16 protein-coding genes are annotated in these 16,429 nt (G+C 67.9%); 7 read left to right on the top strand and 9 right to left on the bottom strand.

Going from position 1 to position 16,429, the window contains the following annotated elements; genetic code table 11:
* The first annotated feature begins 5 nt into the window (after positions 1-5).
* Both ACVOKU_RS04465 and ACVOKU_RS04460 read left to right on the top strand, forming a co-directional pair.
* On the top strand, positions 6-485 hold the full coding sequence (locus ACVOKU_RS04465; RefSeq protein WP_481559281.1) for a flavodoxin: 480 nt from the start codon (positions 6-8) through the stop codon (positions 483-485).
* Positions 457-783 carry a thioredoxin family protein gene (locus ACVOKU_RS04460; protein WP_053517820.1) on the top strand — a complete coding sequence of 109 codons (327 nt, stop codon included), beginning with the start codon at positions 457-459 and terminating at the stop codon, positions 781-783. Before ACVOKU_RS04465 ends, ACVOKU_RS04460 begins: the two co-directional genes overlap by 29 nt.
* A gap of 66 nt (positions 784-849) precedes the next feature.
* On the opposite strand, the gene ACVOKU_RS04455 is transcribed toward ACVOKU_RS04460, so the two are convergent.
* Positions 850-2,181 carry an Nramp family divalent metal transporter gene (locus tag ACVOKU_RS04455; protein ID WP_481559225.1) on the bottom strand — a complete coding sequence of 444 codons (1,332 nt, stop codon included), beginning with the start codon at positions 2,179-2,181 and terminating at the stop codon, positions 850-852.
* A 116-nt stretch (positions 2,182-2,297) separates the two neighbouring features.
* Here ACVOKU_RS04455 and mntR point away from each other — a divergent pair, with 116 nt between their 5' ends.
* Positions 2,298-2,762: a manganese-binding transcriptional regulator MntR gene (gene mntR, locus ACVOKU_RS04450; protein ID WP_053517818.1), complete on the top strand. Its 465-nt coding sequence runs from the start codon at positions 2,298-2,300 to the stop codon at positions 2,760-2,762.
* A gap of 115 nt (positions 2,763-2,877) precedes the next feature.
* Here the strand turns inward: mntR and ACVOKU_RS04445 are convergent, their stop codons facing one another.
* From ACVOKU_RS04445 to fabR, 4 genes are all read right to left on the bottom strand, one after another.
* Positions 2,878-3,426 (bottom strand): thioredoxin-like domain-containing protein, encoded by a 549-nt coding sequence (locus ACVOKU_RS04445; RefSeq protein ID WP_164152555.1) that lies wholly within the window; start codon positions 3,424-3,426, stop codon positions 2,878-2,880.
* Positions 3,416-5,572: a TonB-dependent receptor plug domain-containing protein gene (locus ACVOKU_RS04440; protein WP_481559224.1), complete on the bottom strand. Its 2,157-nt coding sequence runs from the start codon at positions 5,570-5,572 to the stop codon at positions 3,416-3,418. The genes ACVOKU_RS04445 and ACVOKU_RS04440 overlap by 11 nt, the downstream gene beginning before the upstream one ends.
* Positions 5,573-5,809: 237 nt before the next feature.
* Complete coding sequence (locus tag ACVOKU_RS04435) at positions 5,810-8,197, bottom strand: autotransporter family protein (RefSeq protein ID WP_481559223.1); 2,388 nt, start codon at positions 8,195-8,197, stop codon at positions 5,810-5,812.
* 328 nt (positions 8,198-8,525) lie between these two features.
* On the bottom strand, positions 8,526-9,182 hold the full coding sequence (fabR, locus tag ACVOKU_RS04430) for an HTH-type transcriptional repressor FabR (RefSeq protein WP_053517811.1): 657 nt from the start codon (positions 9,180-9,182) through the stop codon (positions 8,526-8,528).
* Between the two features lie 93 nt (positions 9,183-9,275).
* Between fabR and ACVOKU_RS04425 the strand changes: the two genes are divergently transcribed.
* Both ACVOKU_RS04425 and ACVOKU_RS04420 read left to right on the top strand, forming a co-directional pair.
* Positions 9,276-10,346, top strand: coding sequence for a ferredoxin reductase (locus ACVOKU_RS04425; RefSeq protein WP_481559222.1), 1,071 nt, complete (start codon positions 9,276-9,278; stop codon positions 10,344-10,346).
* A 12-nt stretch (positions 10,347-10,358) separates the two neighbouring features.
* On the top strand, positions 10,359-11,507 hold the full coding sequence (locus tag ACVOKU_RS04420; protein WP_262100547.1) for a fatty acid desaturase family protein: 1,149 nt from the start codon (positions 10,359-10,361) through the stop codon (positions 11,505-11,507).
* 27 nt (positions 11,508-11,534) lie between these two features.
* Here the strand turns inward: ACVOKU_RS04420 and ACVOKU_RS04415 are convergent, their stop codons facing one another.
* The 4 genes from ACVOKU_RS04415 to ACVOKU_RS04400 form a co-directional block, all read right to left on the bottom strand.
* The gene (locus ACVOKU_RS04415; RefSeq protein WP_053517807.1) at positions 11,535-11,873 is read right to left on the bottom strand and encodes a tetratricopeptide repeat protein; all 339 of its coding nucleotides are present in this window, start codon (positions 11,871-11,873) and stop codon (positions 11,535-11,537) included.
* Positions 11,870-12,448, bottom strand: a complete 579-nt coding sequence (locus ACVOKU_RS04410; protein WP_164152563.1) for a flavin reductase family protein — start codon at positions 12,446-12,448, stop codon at positions 11,870-11,872. Before ACVOKU_RS04410 ends, ACVOKU_RS04415 begins: the two co-directional genes overlap by 4 nt.
* The gene (locus ACVOKU_RS04405) at positions 12,445-13,074 is read right to left on the bottom strand and encodes a superoxide dismutase (RefSeq protein WP_164152564.1); all 630 of its coding nucleotides are present in this window, start codon (positions 13,072-13,074) and stop codon (positions 12,445-12,447) included. The genes ACVOKU_RS04410 and ACVOKU_RS04405 overlap by 4 nt, the downstream gene beginning before the upstream one ends.
* Before the next feature lie 100 nt (positions 13,075-13,174).
* The gene (locus ACVOKU_RS04400; RefSeq protein ID WP_481559280.1) at positions 13,175-14,695 is read right to left on the bottom strand and encodes a thioredoxin family protein; all 1,521 of its coding nucleotides are present in this window, start codon (positions 14,693-14,695) and stop codon (positions 13,175-13,177) included.
* Between the two features lie 194 nt (positions 14,696-14,889).
* Between ACVOKU_RS04400 and ACVOKU_RS04395 the strand changes: the two genes are divergently transcribed.
* Positions 14,890-15,825 (top strand): TIGR03571 family LLM class oxidoreductase, encoded by a 936-nt coding sequence (locus ACVOKU_RS04395; RefSeq protein WP_481559221.1) that lies wholly within the window; start codon positions 14,890-14,892, stop codon positions 15,823-15,825.
* Positions 15,826-16,006: 181 nt separating this feature from the next.
* Positions 16,007-16,318 (top strand): DUF3817 domain-containing protein, encoded by a 312-nt coding sequence (locus ACVOKU_RS04390; protein WP_481559220.1) that lies wholly within the window; start codon positions 16,007-16,009, stop codon positions 16,316-16,318.
* Positions 16,319-16,429 lie beyond the last annotated feature (111 nt).

The following is a 16,429-nucleotide window of genomic DNA, read 5'->3' as shown; positions in this document are numbered from 1 at the left end:
CGGGGCTGGGCATCCTGATCGTGGTCGCCTCGCTCAGTGGCAATACCCGGGAGCTGGGGCGGCAGATCGCCGAGCGGTGTCGCGCGGCGGGTCACGCGGTGCATTGGCAGGAGGCCGACGACCTGCGCCAGCCGGCTCCGCTGGCGGCCGATGAAGCCGACCTCGTGCTGCTGGGCAGCTGGACCGACAACTCCGGGCGCACACCGGCGGAGATGAAGGCGTGGGTGGCCGGCATTGCCGGGCAGGGGCAGCGGCCGCGACAGGTGGCGGTGTTCGGCACCGGCGAGACACAGTGGGGCCAGGAGTACTACTGCGGCGCCGTGCACCGCCTGATCCGCTACTTCCACAGCAGCTACCCGCCGCTGGAGATTGAACAGATGCCGCACGGCGAACGCCACGCCGCCGCCATCGACGCCTGGACCGACGCAGTCCTGGCCCATTACCGGAGTACCACCGATGCAGATCATCGACGCCACCACGCCTGAGCAGCTCCAGCAGCTGTTGGCCGAACATCCCCGGGTCCTGGTGGATTTCCACAAGGACCAGTGCCCGGGCTGCCGGATGCTGGAGATGTCCCTGCAGCGTGTCGCCAGCAGCGGCGCGGGGCAGGGCATGACCCTGCTGCGGGTGCAGCTGGAAGTGCTGGGTGAAACCTTCTTCAGGGAGCTGGGGCTGCGCCAGACACCAACGCTTGCGCTGTTCCGTGACGGCAACGAACGCATCCGCCTGGCCGGATTCCAGTCGCCACAGCAGATCGAGGCTGCCATCGCCCTGCATCTGTAGAGCGGGGCCACGCTCGACAGCGCTGCACGCGTGCGTCGAGCATGGCCCGGTGGCGGCCCTCGGCCGTCAGGCGGCGGCGAAGGTGTCGACCAGCAGCTTCACATTCAATGCCACGATCACCAGCGCGATCAACCAGGCGATCGTACCCAGCCACCGCGGCGCCACCAGTGCGCCCATGGTCACCTTGTCGGTCACGATCCGCACCAGCGGAATGATCGCGAACGGCAGCTGCATCGACAGCACCACCTGGCTCAGCACCAGCAGCTTCACCGCGCCCTGGTCGCCGAACAGCACGATCACCACCACCACCGGAATGATCGCCAGCGCCCGGGTCAGCAGCCGCCGCAGCCAGGGCGGCAGGCGAAGGCGCAGGAAGCCCTCCATCACGATCTGCCCGGCCAGCGTCGCGGTCACCGTGGAATTCAGGCCCGATGCCAGCAGTGCCACCGCGAACAGCGTCGCCGCGGCGCCCACGCCCAGCATCGGTGCCAGCAGCTGATGCGCCTGCTCGATGTCTTGCACGTCGAAGCGACCGTTGGCATGGAACACGGCTGCGGCCAGGATCAGGATGCTGGCATTGATGAACAGTGCCAGCGTCAGGGCCAGCGTGCTGTCGGTCACCGCCCAGCGCAGCGCGCTGCGGCGACCCTCGTCGGTACGCGGGTACGCTCGGGTCTGCACGATGGACGAGTGGAGGTACAGGTTGTGCGGCATGACCGTGGCGCCGATGATGCCGATCGCGATGTACAGGGCGTGCGGATCGGTGACCACCTGTGCGCGTGGAATGAAGCCGCCAAGCACCGCCATGACAGGCGGCGCGGCCATCGCGATCTGGACCACGAAGCAGGCGAAGATCACCATCAGCAGCGCGATGACGAAGGCCTCCAGCGCGCGGAAGCCGCGGTTCATCAGCAGCAGCACCAGCAGCGTGTCCAGCGCGGTGATCACTGCACCCCACAGCAGCGGCAGGTCGAACAGCAGCTTCAGTGCGATGGCGGTGCCGATCACCTCGGCCAGGTCGCAGGCGATGATGGCTGCCTCGCACAGCGCCCACAGGGCCAGGTTGACCGGCTTCGGGTAGCGCGCGCGACAGGCCTGGGCCAGGTCCAGCCCGGTGGCGATACCCAGCCGCGCCGAGAGCGCCTGCAGGATCACCGCCATCAGATTGGACACGAGGATGACCGACAGCAGCAGGTAGCCGAAGCGTGAGCCGCCGGCCAGGTCGGTGGCCCAGTTGCCAGGGTCCATGTAGCCGACCGAGATCATGTAGCCCGGGCCGAGGAACGCCAGCAGGCGGAACCACCAGTGGCCCTTGTCGGGTACCGCCACCGAGGCATTGAGCGCACCCAGGCTGGCCGGGGCAGGGGCCGAAGGGTCATCGGGCGCCAGGGTGTTCATACGTGTAATATAGCCCCTGCTATATCCAATAGCAATGTGAAACAATCGTCTTTATCGCGTCACTGGTCCAGAATTCAGCTTCATTCCCGGACGACTTCGGCAGGACAGGCGCACGCGTGGGCAAGAGCGACGATTCGACATCGCCAAAGAATCCCCCCTTGATCGAGGCCGAGCGCCAGGTCGAGAGCTTCCGGCAGGTGCGCGAGGCGCACCGGATGGAACTGGTGGAGGACTATGTCGAGCTGATCTCGGACCTGCTGGCCGATGGGGGCGAGGCCCGCCAGGTCGACATCGCCACCCGCCTGGGGGTGGCGCAGCCGACGGTGGCGAAGATGCTGCGGCGGCTGGCCCGCGACGGCTGGGTCGTGCAGCGGCCCTATCGTGGTGTCTTCCTGACCGCCGAGGGCGAGGCGCTGGCCCATGCCAGTCGCCAGCGGCACCAGACGGTGGAGCGCTTCCTGTTGGCGTTGGGCGTGGATGCCGATACCGCCCGGCGCGATGCCGAAGGCATCGAGCATCATGTCAGCGAGCAGACGCTGGCGCTGTTCGAAGCATTCGTGCGCAAGGCCGAGGGCGGGTAGGGCCGGTGCCCGCGATCTGGGTGGCGGTAGCGCCGGGCCATGCCCGGCGGCTGCATGCGCTGGGAAGGAGGGGTAGCGCCGGGCCATGCCCGGCGGCCGTGGAAGGAGCCGCAGATCACTCAAGCGGCGGGCAGCGCGCCTGCTCCTGTGCGCATGCCCCTGCCTGCCACAGCTTCAGCACAGGCTGCAGACCCTCATAGCGCCGCCCATGCCACCCCTTCGCCAGCACGCGACCTTCCGCGTCGATCAGCACCAGATTGGGCGGCGCGGGGCCGGCCAGGGCCTGCAGCACCGGCATGCGCGCGGCCCTGCGCGGGTCCAGCACCGGCCACGGCATGTCCTGGCGGCGCATGTAGCGGCGCAGCGCGGCCTCGCTCTCATCCTGGCTGACGTACACCACCTCGGTGTCCGCACCGGCCTCGCGCAGTGCGTCACGCACGCTGCGCAGGGTCGGCACGAAGGCATGGCAGGGCGCGCACCAGTCCGCACCGAAGTAAAGCGCGATCAATCGCGGCGGCGGCGACCACTGCATCGGGCGCAGCGATCGCGCCTCCGGTCGCATCAGCGACGCCGAGACCTGCGCGTGCAGATTCTCTGCCGCGACCGGCGCGGCCAGCAGCGCGCTGCCGGCGCACAGCAGAACGCGCAGTGCTTCAGAACGCATAGCGCAGGCTGACATACCACGAGCGCGCGAAGCGGGGCCCGTAGACGTAGTCGCTGTCGCGCAGCGCGCCGGCTTCAAGATCCTTCTGCCGCTGGTCGAACACGTTCTTGACTCCGGCTGCCACGGACACCTCCCGTTCGGCGCCCACCCCCAGGTGGCGATGCCAACGGGCGCCCAGGTCGGTCACCCAGAAGGCACGGGTGCGGTGCAGCTCACCCAGCCGGTTGTTCAGCACCGGCATTGAACCGGTGTGGCGCAGCGCGATGAAGGTCTCCCACGGTTCTGAAGGCAACCAGCCGAGCTGGGCCAGCCCGGTCCAGCGAGGGGTCTTGAGATAGTCGCGGCTGTCGATCACGGTGTCGCCGCCCTCGCCGGTGTCATCGAAGATGCGCTGGGGTTCGCGGAAGCGCGAGCGGTACCACGATGCGCCCGCGGTAAGACGCCACTGCGGCGAGGGCTGCCAGCCCAGATTGGTTTCCATGCCCAGTACGTCCGAGCCCGAGGCGTTGTAACGCAGCTGGCCGAGCTGGCCATCGGCGCCGCGCTGGATCTCGCCCAGCGCGAAGGTGTCACGGATGCGCGCGTAGGAGGCGGTGGCGTCCCACGTCCACACCGGCTCGGCCGGATCCGAACGCCAATCGAAGCCGAGCAGGGTGGTCAGCGCACGTTCCTCCTTCAGGCCGTCGGCATTGCGCACGCGCACCTGCTCGCCGCCGAGCGTGTCCACATGTACATCCTCGACGAAGATTTCCGGTGCGCGGAATCCGCTGGCGATGCCGGCCCGCCACTTCAGGTTCTCCGTGGCCTGCCAGGCCAAGGCGACTCGTGGTGAGAACACCGCGTTGTCCAGTTCGGAACTCTGGTCCACGCGCGCGCCGATCACCAGGTCGATGTCCTCGCGCAGGCTCCATTCGTCCTGCACGAAGGCGCCCAGGTTGTGGAAGCTGGCGTCCTCCAGCACGGCCAGGCGCTGGCCGTCACCGGTCCGGTTGTCGTCGCGCAGGCGCTCGTGCTTGTACTGCACGCCGAACGCCAGGGCGTGTGCGCCCAGCCGCCAGTTCAACTGGCTGTCGAGGTAATGCAGCGGATTGTGCGTGCGCCCGTATTGCCGCCAGGAGCGCGAGGCGGCGCTGCCGGCCACCGTGGGGTCGAGCTCGGAAGGATCGTATCCGGCTGCCGACGGGTCGGTGACCACATCGCCGAGACCGCCATAGAAGCTGTCGCGATCGATGTCGGCGAAGGCATAGGCGAGGCGGAAGTCGATGTCCGGGCTTACTTCCTGGTCCCAGGACACGCTGCCACGCCGGTACGTGGTGTCGAGCGATTCTGCGATGTTGGCCAGATACTCCGGCTGGTCGAGGCGGTTGCCGCCGCGCCGGCTTTCATCGGTGACCTGCACGTCCACGCGCAGCCGTGTTCCCGGTGTGGGCGCATACCAGGCCTGCAGTCCACCGACCTTGAGATCCTTGCGCGTGATCTCGGTGTAGTCATCACCGTTGTAGTCGATGCCCCCGTTCCAGTTGCGCTGGGCGATCACCGACAGTCCGGCATCGGCCTGCGTGGCGACCAGATCCAGCCGGACATCTGCATTCTTCTGCGGCGTGCCACGCAGCACATCCACGCCGGCCTGCACATGGCCACCACTGCGCGAGGGCAGGGGCGGAACCAGGTTGATCACGCCGGCCACCGCGCCGGGTCCATACAGCGCCGAGCCACCGCCCTTGACCACTTCGATGCGATCGACGAAGCCGGCGGGAATCTGCTCCAGGCCGTACACGCTGCCCAGTGTGGACAGCAGCGGGATGCCGTCGAACAGCAGCTGGTTGTAGGCACCCGGCAGGCCCAGCAGCTGCACTTCGCTGGTGTTGCAGTTCTGGCAGTTGCTTTCTACGCGCAGGCCATTGATCAGTTCGACCGCACGGGAGAAATCGGTGGCCGCACGCAGCGCGATGTCCTCCCTGCGCAGCACTTCGGTACGGATCGGCACATCGGCAAGCAGGCGCTCGCTGCGCGTGGCGGTACTGACCTTGACCTGCACCCGGTCCAGCTGCGTGGGCGAGGGCGTGCCGGCTAGTACCGGGGTCGACAGGGCAAAGAAGATGGCGGTGGCCAGCGGAAGGTGGCACGGCGGCACGGCGTGGGGCATGGAGGCGTCGTCCTTGGGGAAGAGAGCGGCGAGGGCGACCTGGCTGGCGCACATGAAAGCAAACGCTTATAGATATAGCAATGGCTATATCAGGCGCGGCGCTGCTTTCATCTGGACGGCGCAGGGGCCTCATCAGGAACGACGGTGTTATAACATTACAATAGACGACGTCACCCCTGCCGGATGTCATATCCGGCAGGGGTGTTCAGGCGCGGGTTCCGGGCGGGACGCCGGGGGTCACCAGGCGGCGCGCAGGCCGACCTGTGCACCGTGGTTGCGATAGCCGCTGTCGCCGCGCTGCACGCGCAGGTCGCCCCAGGCACTCCAGCGTTGCCCCAGCTGCAGCTGCGCGCCCGCCTGCATTTCGTAGCGGCTGTCGGGTGTCTTCGCGCTCAACAGCTCTTCATTGAAGCGCATCGAGGGATCTCGCTGGCCGCGCAGCCAGTTGACCGCCAGGAAGGGTTGCACGCGATTGCCGCGCAGGGTGCTCTGTCCAAACAGACGCACACCCAGCCGACTGTTCAGCCCGATGCTGCGGCCATCCTCGACCCGTGTTCCGTTGTCCTCAACTACGCTGTCACTGTCGTAGTCGGTCCAGGTCACCTGTGCCTGCGGCTGCAGGTACAGAGTGCTGGCCTCGCGGGTGCGGATCGCCCAGGCGTAGCCGAGCTCCAGCGACGCGCTGCGGACGTCCGCATCGTAGGTTTCCGCTGCAATGCCCTCGCCCTGCACATCATTGTCGAAGCGGGCAGCCTGCACCCAGCCGTCCACGTACAGGCCGCCGCTGCTCTGTGCATCCTGCACCCAGCCCAGGTACACGCCTGCCGATTTGCCCTTGATCCTGCCGCGGGTGCCATAGCCGGACAGCATGGAGACTGCGCGGGTGGTGGCGTCGCCGGTGCCGAGCATCACGCCCACCTGGCCGCGCCCGTCGCTCCAGCGCCACAGATCGCTGCCCAGCTGCAGGACGTTGAGATGCGTGCGGGCATCGACCTGGCCGGCAATGCTGGCCCGCAGCTGGTCGCGACCCGCGCGGACCCAGGTTCCGATGCGCGCACGATCGAAGCCCGGTTCGCCGCGATCATGGCGGCGTACCTGGAACATCTGCTCGGCCGCGATCTGGTTGGCCAGATAGGCACCCGGCTCCGGGCGCAGCACGGGTTCGGGATCGGGGTCAGGATCGGGGTCGGGATCGGGAGGAGGAATCACCGGATCCTCCGGATCGCACTCCGGCAGGGAAGGATTGATATCGCACGGATTGCCCGTGTAGGCCGAGGTCAGGTACCAGTTGCCGTTGGCCGTCGTGGCCGAGCCTTTGTGCAGGAAATACTCGTACATGCCGCCGATGGCGCGGCCCTGCAGCGCGAAGCTGCCGTTGCTGGCGCCATCGACCTGGACCAGCAGGATGCCGTCGACCGTCTGCGCGCCGGCGCCCGCGACGTTGTTGACAATGACGTTGGTGGCGCCGCTGGTGGCGCCGGTCACATGCAGGCGCGAACTGGCGGCGGCGTCGCCGGCCAGCACGGTGTTGAAATGCAGGGTGCCGCCGTTGCCGGTGTAATCGCCATTGACGGTCAACTGCGGATACGCCGCCTGACCCTCCGCGCCGAGCAGGATGTGGCTGTCCGCGCCGAGGGTGAGGTTGCCGGTGCTGCTGTCGCCGGACAGCGTCCAGCGTCCGCCCTGGTCGACGATCACCTCGGCCGGGCCGGTGATCTGTCCGGTCAGCACCAGCCCATCGAGGAAGCGCAGGGTCGTGCTGGCGGTATCGGCGATGACGAAGTTGCCGTTGAGGGTGGACGTGCGGGCCGTGAAGTCCAGTGCCATGTCGGGATCGACGTCAACCAGATGGCCGTTGCCACCGATGAGCGTTGCGCCGTTCTGGACGGTCAGGCGCGCCAGCTCGGGCGTACGGCCAAGCTCCATTCTCACCTTGACGGCGGGACCGGTGGTGCCCTCCACGCGTGATCCATCCACCAGTACATGCCAGTCCGCAGGGTCCGCATAGGGGGGTTGGTTCACTCTGGAATTTCCCAGTAGCAGGCCGATGTCGCTGCCGATGGCGGCGGAGCCATCACGCAGCTCGATCGAGCCGGCCAGGCTGCGCATGCCGATGGCTCCGGAGAAGGTCGAGCGCTCGGCAACGATGGTGCCGCCACCACTGGCCTGAGCGCCAATGGCGGCACCCGATACCTTGCTGTCGATGAACTGGACGAGGCTGAGAGGCTGCGGGGTGGCGGTAATCAGCGCGCCGGTTGAAAAGCCGAAGCCGTTGGCATCCGTATTGACGATCTCCGACCTGAGGTAGCGGCCCTGCGAGTTGGTCATCGATCCTCCCGCTCCCGACGCATTGCTGGTAATGGTCGTGTCCGTCGCATTGACGACGCCCCCCTCGCGGGCGACCACGCGACCCACACTGACGCCATTGAGGTTCAATGTTCCCTGGACGGAAAAATCACGCCCCTCATAGGGGCTTCCCGGATCCACCGTCAGCGTGGTGCCGGCCGGGACAGAAACTGACTGGGCATGACCTGTCTGCGGCACGCCGACGCAGGCCGCCAGGGCCAGCGCAAGCGGAGCGACCTGCGCGGGCAGGGCGCGTGAAGCGGACTTCATCGTGTACATGGCGTCTCTCCAATGCAATGGATGGGGCCCGTCCCCACAGGCCGTAAGCAACACTCTGCGGGGCGACGGCCTGCAGAGCCATGCAACTCGTCCAGAAGACTGCGGCGGCGTCCATCCAGCTGTGGAGGGCCTATTCAGCTGCGGAGCTCGCGCATGCTGGATAGTCCTGCTGAAGTGAAAACGGCATGAAGCCCCTGTCGAAGCGAGGCGAACCCCATTTCACCGATCTAAATCGTGATGCAAGTCACAGATCGGCGACGCAGTAGCGCCCTGCATTGCTGCATTGCAGCATTCCGGCGCAAAGCGGCAACGGTCTGGAGCCTGGCGATCAGCCGCGGCGGAAGGCGGCCGGGGTGCGGGCGCCGACGATGATCATGCGGATCATCGTGGAGATCTGTTCGACCAGTTCCGGATCCTTCTCCGGCGGCAGGTCCATCGCGGTGGCGCCCATCGCGAACACCAGGCGGGTGATCGCCTTGGCCACCAGTTCCGGTGCATGCAGCACCGCGCCGTCGAGGGCCGCCAGGCGCACCAGGTCGTGCTGCAGCTCTTCCTCGAAGTAGTGCAGCTCGCGCTCGACGGCATGCTTGAAGTCATCCGAGCCGACCGCGCCTTCGCGCAGCAGGACGTGCAGCAGCTTGTCGTCTGCGCGCAGCTGCTCCATGAAGGTCTCCACTGATACCCGCACTACGCTGGTGGCGGAGGAGGTCGCGCGCTGCCGCGCCTCGCCGATGATCGTGCGCAGCGAGCGGCCGGCCACATCGATGAGGGCCACGGCCAGTTCGTCCATGTCGCGGAACTGCCGGTAGAAGCTGTTCGGCGCGATGCCTGCCTCACGCGCGACCTCGCGCAGACTGAGGGTGGACAGGCTGCGGTGCGGGCCGATCAGCTTCAGGGCCGCGGCCAGCAGATCCTCGCGGCTCACCGTACGGCGGGCCGGGCTCTGCGCATCTTCGGGTATCGACAGGACGGTGGCAGCGGCCATGAGGGTTCCGGTGGGGCAAGGCTGAATCATACCCAATCCGGTTCAATATACACGTGTATACACAGGTGTATGTGCGCCCGTATAGTGGCTGCCATGAGCGCTGTCGTCCGTCCGTCCCCGTTTTCCCTGCACCGCTGGCTGTCGCCCACGCTGTTCGATTTCTGGGCCGGCCAGATCAATCCGTTGTGGACGCTGCGCGAGCCCTTGGCACGCCTGGTCCGACGCGAACCAGCGGGCGAGGGCGCGGCCACCCTGGTCCTGCGCTGCAACCGGCACTGGGCCGGCATGCGCGCCGGCCAGCACGTCACCCTCGGCGTCGAGCTTGAGGGGCGGGTATGGCAGCGCAGCTACAGCCCGACCCCGCTGAGTGGCCGCGAACTGGCCATTACCGTCAAGGCCGTGGAAGGGGGGCGGGTCAGCCAGCACCTGGTGAACCAGGCGCGGCCGGGAGACCTGTTCCGTATCGATGCCGCCTTCGGTGACTTCCATATGCCGGCCGCCGCGCCGGTGCTGCTGCTGGCGGCGGGCAGCGGCATCACGCCGATGCGCAGCCTGCTGCGCGAGGCCTGCCAGCGACCGCTGGGCGCGCCGGTGGACCTGTTCTACTGGGAACGCACAGCGGCCGCCATCCAGTTCCGTGACGAACTGCATACGCTGGCGGCAGCGACGCCGGGCCTGCGCGTGCACCTGCTGACCACCCGCGAGGGCGAGGTGCCGGCCGCGCGCATCGATACCCACGCCCTGCAGATTCCCGGCGATGACACGCCGCTGGCACAGCGCCATGTACTGGCCTGTGGCCCGGACGGCTTCGTTGCCGCCGCGCGCCGCCGCCTTGCGCATCAGGTTGCCGGTTTCCAGGCGGAAGCCTTCACGCCGCCCGCGCCGCTGCTGGATGCCGACTGCGAAGGCGAAGTGTCGCTGACCCTGGCACGCAGTGGGCGCCAGCTGCGCGTGCCGCGCGGCCGCTCCCTGCTGGAGAGCCTGGAAGCGCAGGGCATCAAGCCCCGGCACGGCTGCCGCATGGGCATCTGCAACAGCTGCAGCTGTGAACGCGTCAGTGGCGGTACCCGCCATCTGCGCACCGGCGATACGCATTCCGAAGCGGCACAGCCCGTACGGATCTGCGTGAGTGCGCCGACCACCGACCTGACCCTGGATCTCTGAGGAACCGTTGCCATGACCCGCGCTACCGACCGTGCCCTGAGTCCTGCCGAAATGAACGCCTTCGGCCAGGAACTCGACGCGATCCGCGATCGTGTGATCGGCAGTCTCGGCGCGTCCGATACGCGCTATATCCGGCGCGTCGCCGCGGCCGTGCGCTGGTTCGGCGTCGGCGGCCGCAGCCTGCTGTTCCTGGCGGCGTTCTCGCCGCTGCTGTGGGCACCGCTGCTGTGGCCGGCCGCCATCGCTGGCACGCTCATGCTGGCGCTGTCGAAGATCCTGGAGAACATGGAGCTGGGCCACAACGTGATGCACGGCCAGTTCGACTGGACCGGCGACCCGAAGTTGAACGGCAACACCTACGAGTGGGACATCGTTGCCACCGCCGACAACTGGCGCAAGACCCACAACTTCCGCCACCACACCTATACCAACGTGCGCGGCATGGACGATGACATCGGCTACGGCCTGCTGCGCATCTTCCCGGAACAGCGCTGGAAGCCGTTCTATCTGCTGCAGCCGATCATCGCACCGATCTTCGCGCTGCTGTTCCAGTGGGGCGTGGCCGCCCAGGACCTGCGCCTGGGGCGCTGGCTGAAGGGCCGCATCAGCAGCCGCGCGATGTGGCTGCAGACCCGTCCGGTGGCGCGCAAGATGCTGCGCCAGGTGCTGAAGGATTACGTGCTGTTCCCGCTGCTGGCCGGCCCGTTCTTCCTGACCGTGATGCTGGGCAACCTGGTCGCCAACGGCCTGCGCAACATCTGGACCTACGTGATCATCTTCTGCGGCCACTTCACCGCTGAATCGGAGACGTTCCCCAAGGAGTGCCTGCGCAACGAATCGCGTGGCCACTGGTACCTGCGCCAGCTGCGTGGCTCGTCGAACATCAGCGGTGGTTTCCTGATCAACGTGCTGTCGGGCAACCTCAGCCACCAGATCGAACACCACTTCTATCCGGATCTGCCGGCCAACCGCTATGCGGCCATCGCCAAGGAAGTGAAGGAGATCTGCCTTCGCTACGGTCAGCACTACAACAACGGTTCGCTGCCACGGCAGTTCGGCCAGGTGGTGTGGCGCATCCTGCGGCATGCCTTCCCGAGCAAGCCGCGCCGCCTGCCGATGCCGGACATCATGCCGGCGCCGGCACCGGCCAACGCGGGCTGATCGATGCGGCCGGCCTGTGCGGCCGGCTCAGCCCGCGCTCTCCTGCGGCGCCGGCTGTTCGCGCTGCAGCCGGCGCAGAAACACCTGCATTTCCTTCCGAGCCTGCTCATCGCCCTGGTGGCTGGCCACGCTGAGGCCGCGTTGCCATGCCTCGCGCGCCGCCTGCGGCTGGCCACCCGCCAGCCAGGCCTTGCCCAGCAGTTTCCACGCCGCCGAGTAATGCGGATCAAGTGCCACGCAGCGGCCCAGATGGGTCGCCGCGCGCGCCGGATCGCCGGCGTCGAGCCAACCCTTGCCCAGCCCGAAGCGCAGCAGCGCGCTGTCGTGGCCGTTGGCGAGCAGGTCCTCCAGTGCCTCGATGGTCATGTCTGTACCTCCCGCAGGGTGTCCAGCGGCCCCGGCAGGAAGCGGCCACGGTGGAACATCAGCGGCGCACCGCCGGTCTCATTGATCTCGATGATGCGGCCGGCCAGCAGCAGGTGATCACCCACAGGCCATTGCGCATGACGGGTGCAGGTCAGGTGCGCGACCGCGCCGGCGATGCGCGGCGGCGCGTCGTCTTCGTCTGGAAGCAGGGGTACGCCGTCGAAACGATTGCGCACCTGGGGATCGGCGAACGTGCGCGCCAGTGCTTCCTGGTCCGCGCCCAGCACGCTGATCGCGAAGCGCGTGGCGCGCTGGAAGGCCTGCAGGCTCTGTGCGTGCAGGGCCAGGTTCCACAGTACCAGCGGCGGCTGCAGCGACACCGGCACGAAGGAATTGATGGTCAGGCCCAGCGGTGTGCCCCGTGCGTCGCGGGTGCAGACGATGGCCACGCCGGTAGGGAAGTGGCCGAGCAGCCGCCGCAATGCACGCGGCGGCAGACTGACCGAGGGTACCGGAGCCGGGGCGGGGAAGACCCCTGCCCACGGCCCGGCGTAATGGGGAGTGCAGGCGCTCATGCGCCGCCCGCCTGGCGGTAGCGGCGACCGACTTCGGCCCAGTCGATGATGTTGAAGAACGCCCCGATGTAGTCCGGACGGCGGTTCTGGTAATGCAGGTAGTACGCGTGCTCCCACACATCCAGGCCGAGGATCGGCGTGTTGCCGGACAGGCCGGCCGCCGCGCCCATCAGCGGGCTGTCCTGGTTGGCGCTACTTTCAACCCGCAGGCGGCCATCGCGATCACTGGTCAGCCAGGCCCAGCCGCTGCCGAAGCGGGTCAGCGCCGCCTTGCTGAAGGCATCCTTGAAGGCATCGAAGCCGCCGAGGTCACGGTCGATGGCCGCCGCCAGCACCTCATCGGGTGTGCCGCCGCGTGCGCTGAGCACGGTCCAGAACAGGCTGTGGTTGGCGTGGCCGCCACCGTTGTTCCGGACCGCGCTGCGCTGGGCCTCCGGCACGGCATCGAGGCTGGCGATCAGCGCCTCGACCGGCTGTTCGGCGAGGCCGGCCTGCTCGACCGCGGCATTGAGGTTGTTGACGTAGGTCTGGTGGTGCCTGCTGTGGTGGATCTCCATCGTCCGCGCATCGAAATGCGGTTCGAGGGCATCGTAGGCATAGGGGAGCGGGGGAAGCGAGTACGACATTGAAGCAGTCTCCGTAGCGAAGGCCAGCGGGCTGGCCGTGGGGAGACTGTTATCGCACCTCAACATTGGTTGAGGTCAACCCGCCTGCGCCATCATCCACTCAACCCAGCCAATCCCTGCACGCCCCATCCACCTGATTGCCGCACGCCTGCTGCATCCGCTGCTGCAGCCGCGCCAGCGTCTGCGCCCCCTGGTGCTTGCCACTCCATGCCTTCAGCTGCCCGGCCAGGCGTTCGAAGCGCTGGCGGGTGCGCTGGTGGTAGCCCGACGGCTGCGCCTCCAGTTCGGCGATCAGCGAGGCGGTCGCCTGCTCGATGCGCGGTGCGTCGTCCGGCGCCAGCTTCAGCAGGCCTTCCACATACAGCACACCCCACTGCACGCGGGTCGCCGGGCCCTGCGCACCGTCGTAGGCCCGCTTCAGCCACTCCAGCGCACCGGCAGTGTCGCCGCGCTGCTCGGCCAGCTCGGCCAGCTCAGGCATGTAGTAGTACGGCTGCTCGCTGCGCTTCAGCTCGGCCAGCAGCAGCGACTCCGCGCCGGCGTCGTCGCCGACCTGGCGCAGTGCGTAGACCGCGCTGCTGATCGTGGCCTGGCGTGCGTGCGCATCGGTGGCGGCGGCATCGGCAGCGGCCACGCGCTGCTTGACCCGATCAACCAGAGTGGCGGGCAGTGCGCCCTTGGGCTGTTGCAGTCGGGCCAGCGATACTTCGGTCAGCGCGCGCGACAACGCGTCGTCGGCGCGGTTGCCACGCTCGGCGTCTGCGCGCTCCAGTGCGACCAGCAGCTGCTGTCCCAGGGTGTTGCTGGTGGCCGGCCCGGTACTGGCCTGCTTGACCAGCTGCACGCCGGCATAGCCCAGCAGCTCGCGGTTGCGTCGCACCTCCGCGGGGTGCGCCAGCACCGCCTGCAGCAGCTCGCGCACTTCGGTGGGCGAGGCATTGGGCTTTTCGGCTGTCGCCAAGGCAAGCAGAGCAAAACGGCGCTGCAGGGCGGCCTCCGGTGCGGCCTTGGACAGCTGGCGCAGCACGTCCTGGCTGTTGCGTTCGCCGGCCAGGCGGTTGGCGTCGACTTCCCAGCCGTAGTCGCCCAACACCTGCCAGTCCTCGACGGCCAGTTGCTCCGGCGTCGCCAATGCGGTGGCCAGGGTGGCGGCAACGGCACTGCGGCGGCCTGCGGCCACGGTCAGTGCCCGGGTCAGTTCGGCGGCATCGTTGCCGCCGGCTACGCGGGTGATTTCGTTGCGCTGAGGGTCCAGCACGATCAGGGTCGGATAGCCGCGCACGCCGAAGCGCTCGCCCCAGGCCTGCGCACCTTCCTCGTCACCATCCAGATAGACGGGAACGAATTTGCTGGTCAGCGCGATGAAGGCCGGGTCCTTGAACAGACCCGCCTTGAGCTGGTTGCACGGTGGGCACCAGACCGCACCCCAGTAAAGCAGCACCGGCTTGCCGCTGTCGGCGGCTTCGGCGAAGGCGTCGTCGACGTCGCCCTGGCGCCAGGCGATGGCGGACGCAGGTGCGGGGGCCTCGGCGGAGTTGGCGGTTGAAACCGGGGCCGGGGTGCAGGCGCTCAGCGCCGAAGCCAGCAGCAACACGGAAAGCGCGACGCGCATCGGCAGCATCTCGAAGGGCAGGGTGACACGCCATTGTAGGAATGACCGCAGAGGCTGCTGATTCAGTTTGCTCATGAGGGGTGCGCTGCAGGGCATGACGCCCGCCCGCACCCTCTGCTGATACACCACCCCATTGAACCCACCGGCTTGGCACGCACCTGCGGCAGCACCGTTGCCGCAGGGCTCCACGCTAAGCTGGCGGCATGAGCGATTTCAATTCTGCCTACGCTGCGCTGTTTGCAGAACAGGGTCTGAGCCTGGGACTGATGACGCCGGTGGCGGCGCACGGGTTGGCCGATCCGCATGAGGCGCGGCGTGTCGCCCGGCTGGCCGATGACCTCGGCTTTGCCGCGTTGTGGACGCGCGACGTGCCCTTGATGGTGCCGCAGGGACCGGAGGCGACCGCGAGCGCGCTGGATGATCCCTTCCTGTGGCTGGGCATGCTGGCCGCCGCGACAGAGCGCATCGTGGTTGGCAGTGCGGCCATCGTGCTGCCATTGCGCGATCCGCTGCAGGTGGCGAAGTCGGCCCTGAGCCTGGACCGGATCAGCGGCGGGCGTTTCGTGCTGGGCCTGGGTTCGGGTGATCGCCCGGAGGAATTCGCCGCGTTCGGCGAGGATCTGGAGGGCAGGGCCGCGACGTTCCGTGAGCGCTGGTCGTTGCTGCGGGCGGCGCTGTCGCCGCAGGCACACGAGCGGGCCGCCGTGCTGCAGGTGACCGGAGGCTTCGACGTGCTGCCTGCGCCGGCCGCGCGCATTCCGATGCTGGTGGTGGGTACCGCCAGGCAGAGCCTGCAGTGGATCGCCCGTGAGTCTGAAGGCTGGGCCACCTATCACCGCGAGGAGGCTGCCCAGGAGGGACGCATCGGTCTGTGGCAGCAGGCGTTGGCGCAACAGGGCGCGGCGGGCAGACCGTTCGTGCAGTCGATGCTGCTGGACCTGCAGGCGGATCCGCAGGCACCCGCCGAGCCGTTGCCGCTTGGCCTGAAGGTCGGCCGCGATGGCCTGCGTGACTATCTGCTGCGCGTGCATGGGCAGGGCGTGGCGCATGTGATGTTCAATCTGGTCGACAACGGCCGGCCGGTCGAGGCCGTGCTGCGCGAGATCGGGGAGCGGGTGCTGCCGGATATTTCCCGGTAGCTGTGCGGCGCCCGCCGGGCATGGCCCGGCGCCACCGATGTGCGTTGATCTCCAATCCGCCGGGCATGGCCCGGCGCTACCGACGTGGGCGGGTGTGACCCGACGGTGTCCTGAGCGTTCGTATCTGCGTATCATTCGCATCTTGTCCCTGCAGGAGCGCGATGTGATCCCAGGCAATCCCATGCACCCCGTCGGACGGCTGTTCGCCGTGGTTGCCTTCATCGAGGCCATCACCTGGGCCGGCCTGCTGGTGGGCATGTGGCTGAAGTACGGCCCGCAGGCCAACGTCGCCCTGGTCAAGCTGTTCGGGCCGCTGCATGGCGTGGCGTTCCTGGTGTACGTGGCCGTGACCCTGTTCGCCGCAGTGCGTCTGCGCTGGCCATGGTGGGCCAGCGCGCTGGCCCTGCTAGCTGCTGTCCCGCCGCTGGTCACGCTGCCGCTGGAGTGGTGGTTCCGCCGTCGCGGCCTGCTGTCGCTGCGTGTGACGCGCTGACGCGGCTGTTGCGGGTCCATTCAATTGAATGGGTATCAAATGCAAATACGAGCCGTTATCATTTAAGGGTGGTGTCGCTGCGTGACGTGGCGGCATCGGGCGGAGCGTCGT

It is taken from the genome of Stenotrophomonas sp. STEN147, from assembly GCF_056757995.1.
The sequence above is the reverse complement of the archived record's forward strand: the minus strand, read 5'-3'. Positions and strand labels throughout refer to the sequence as shown.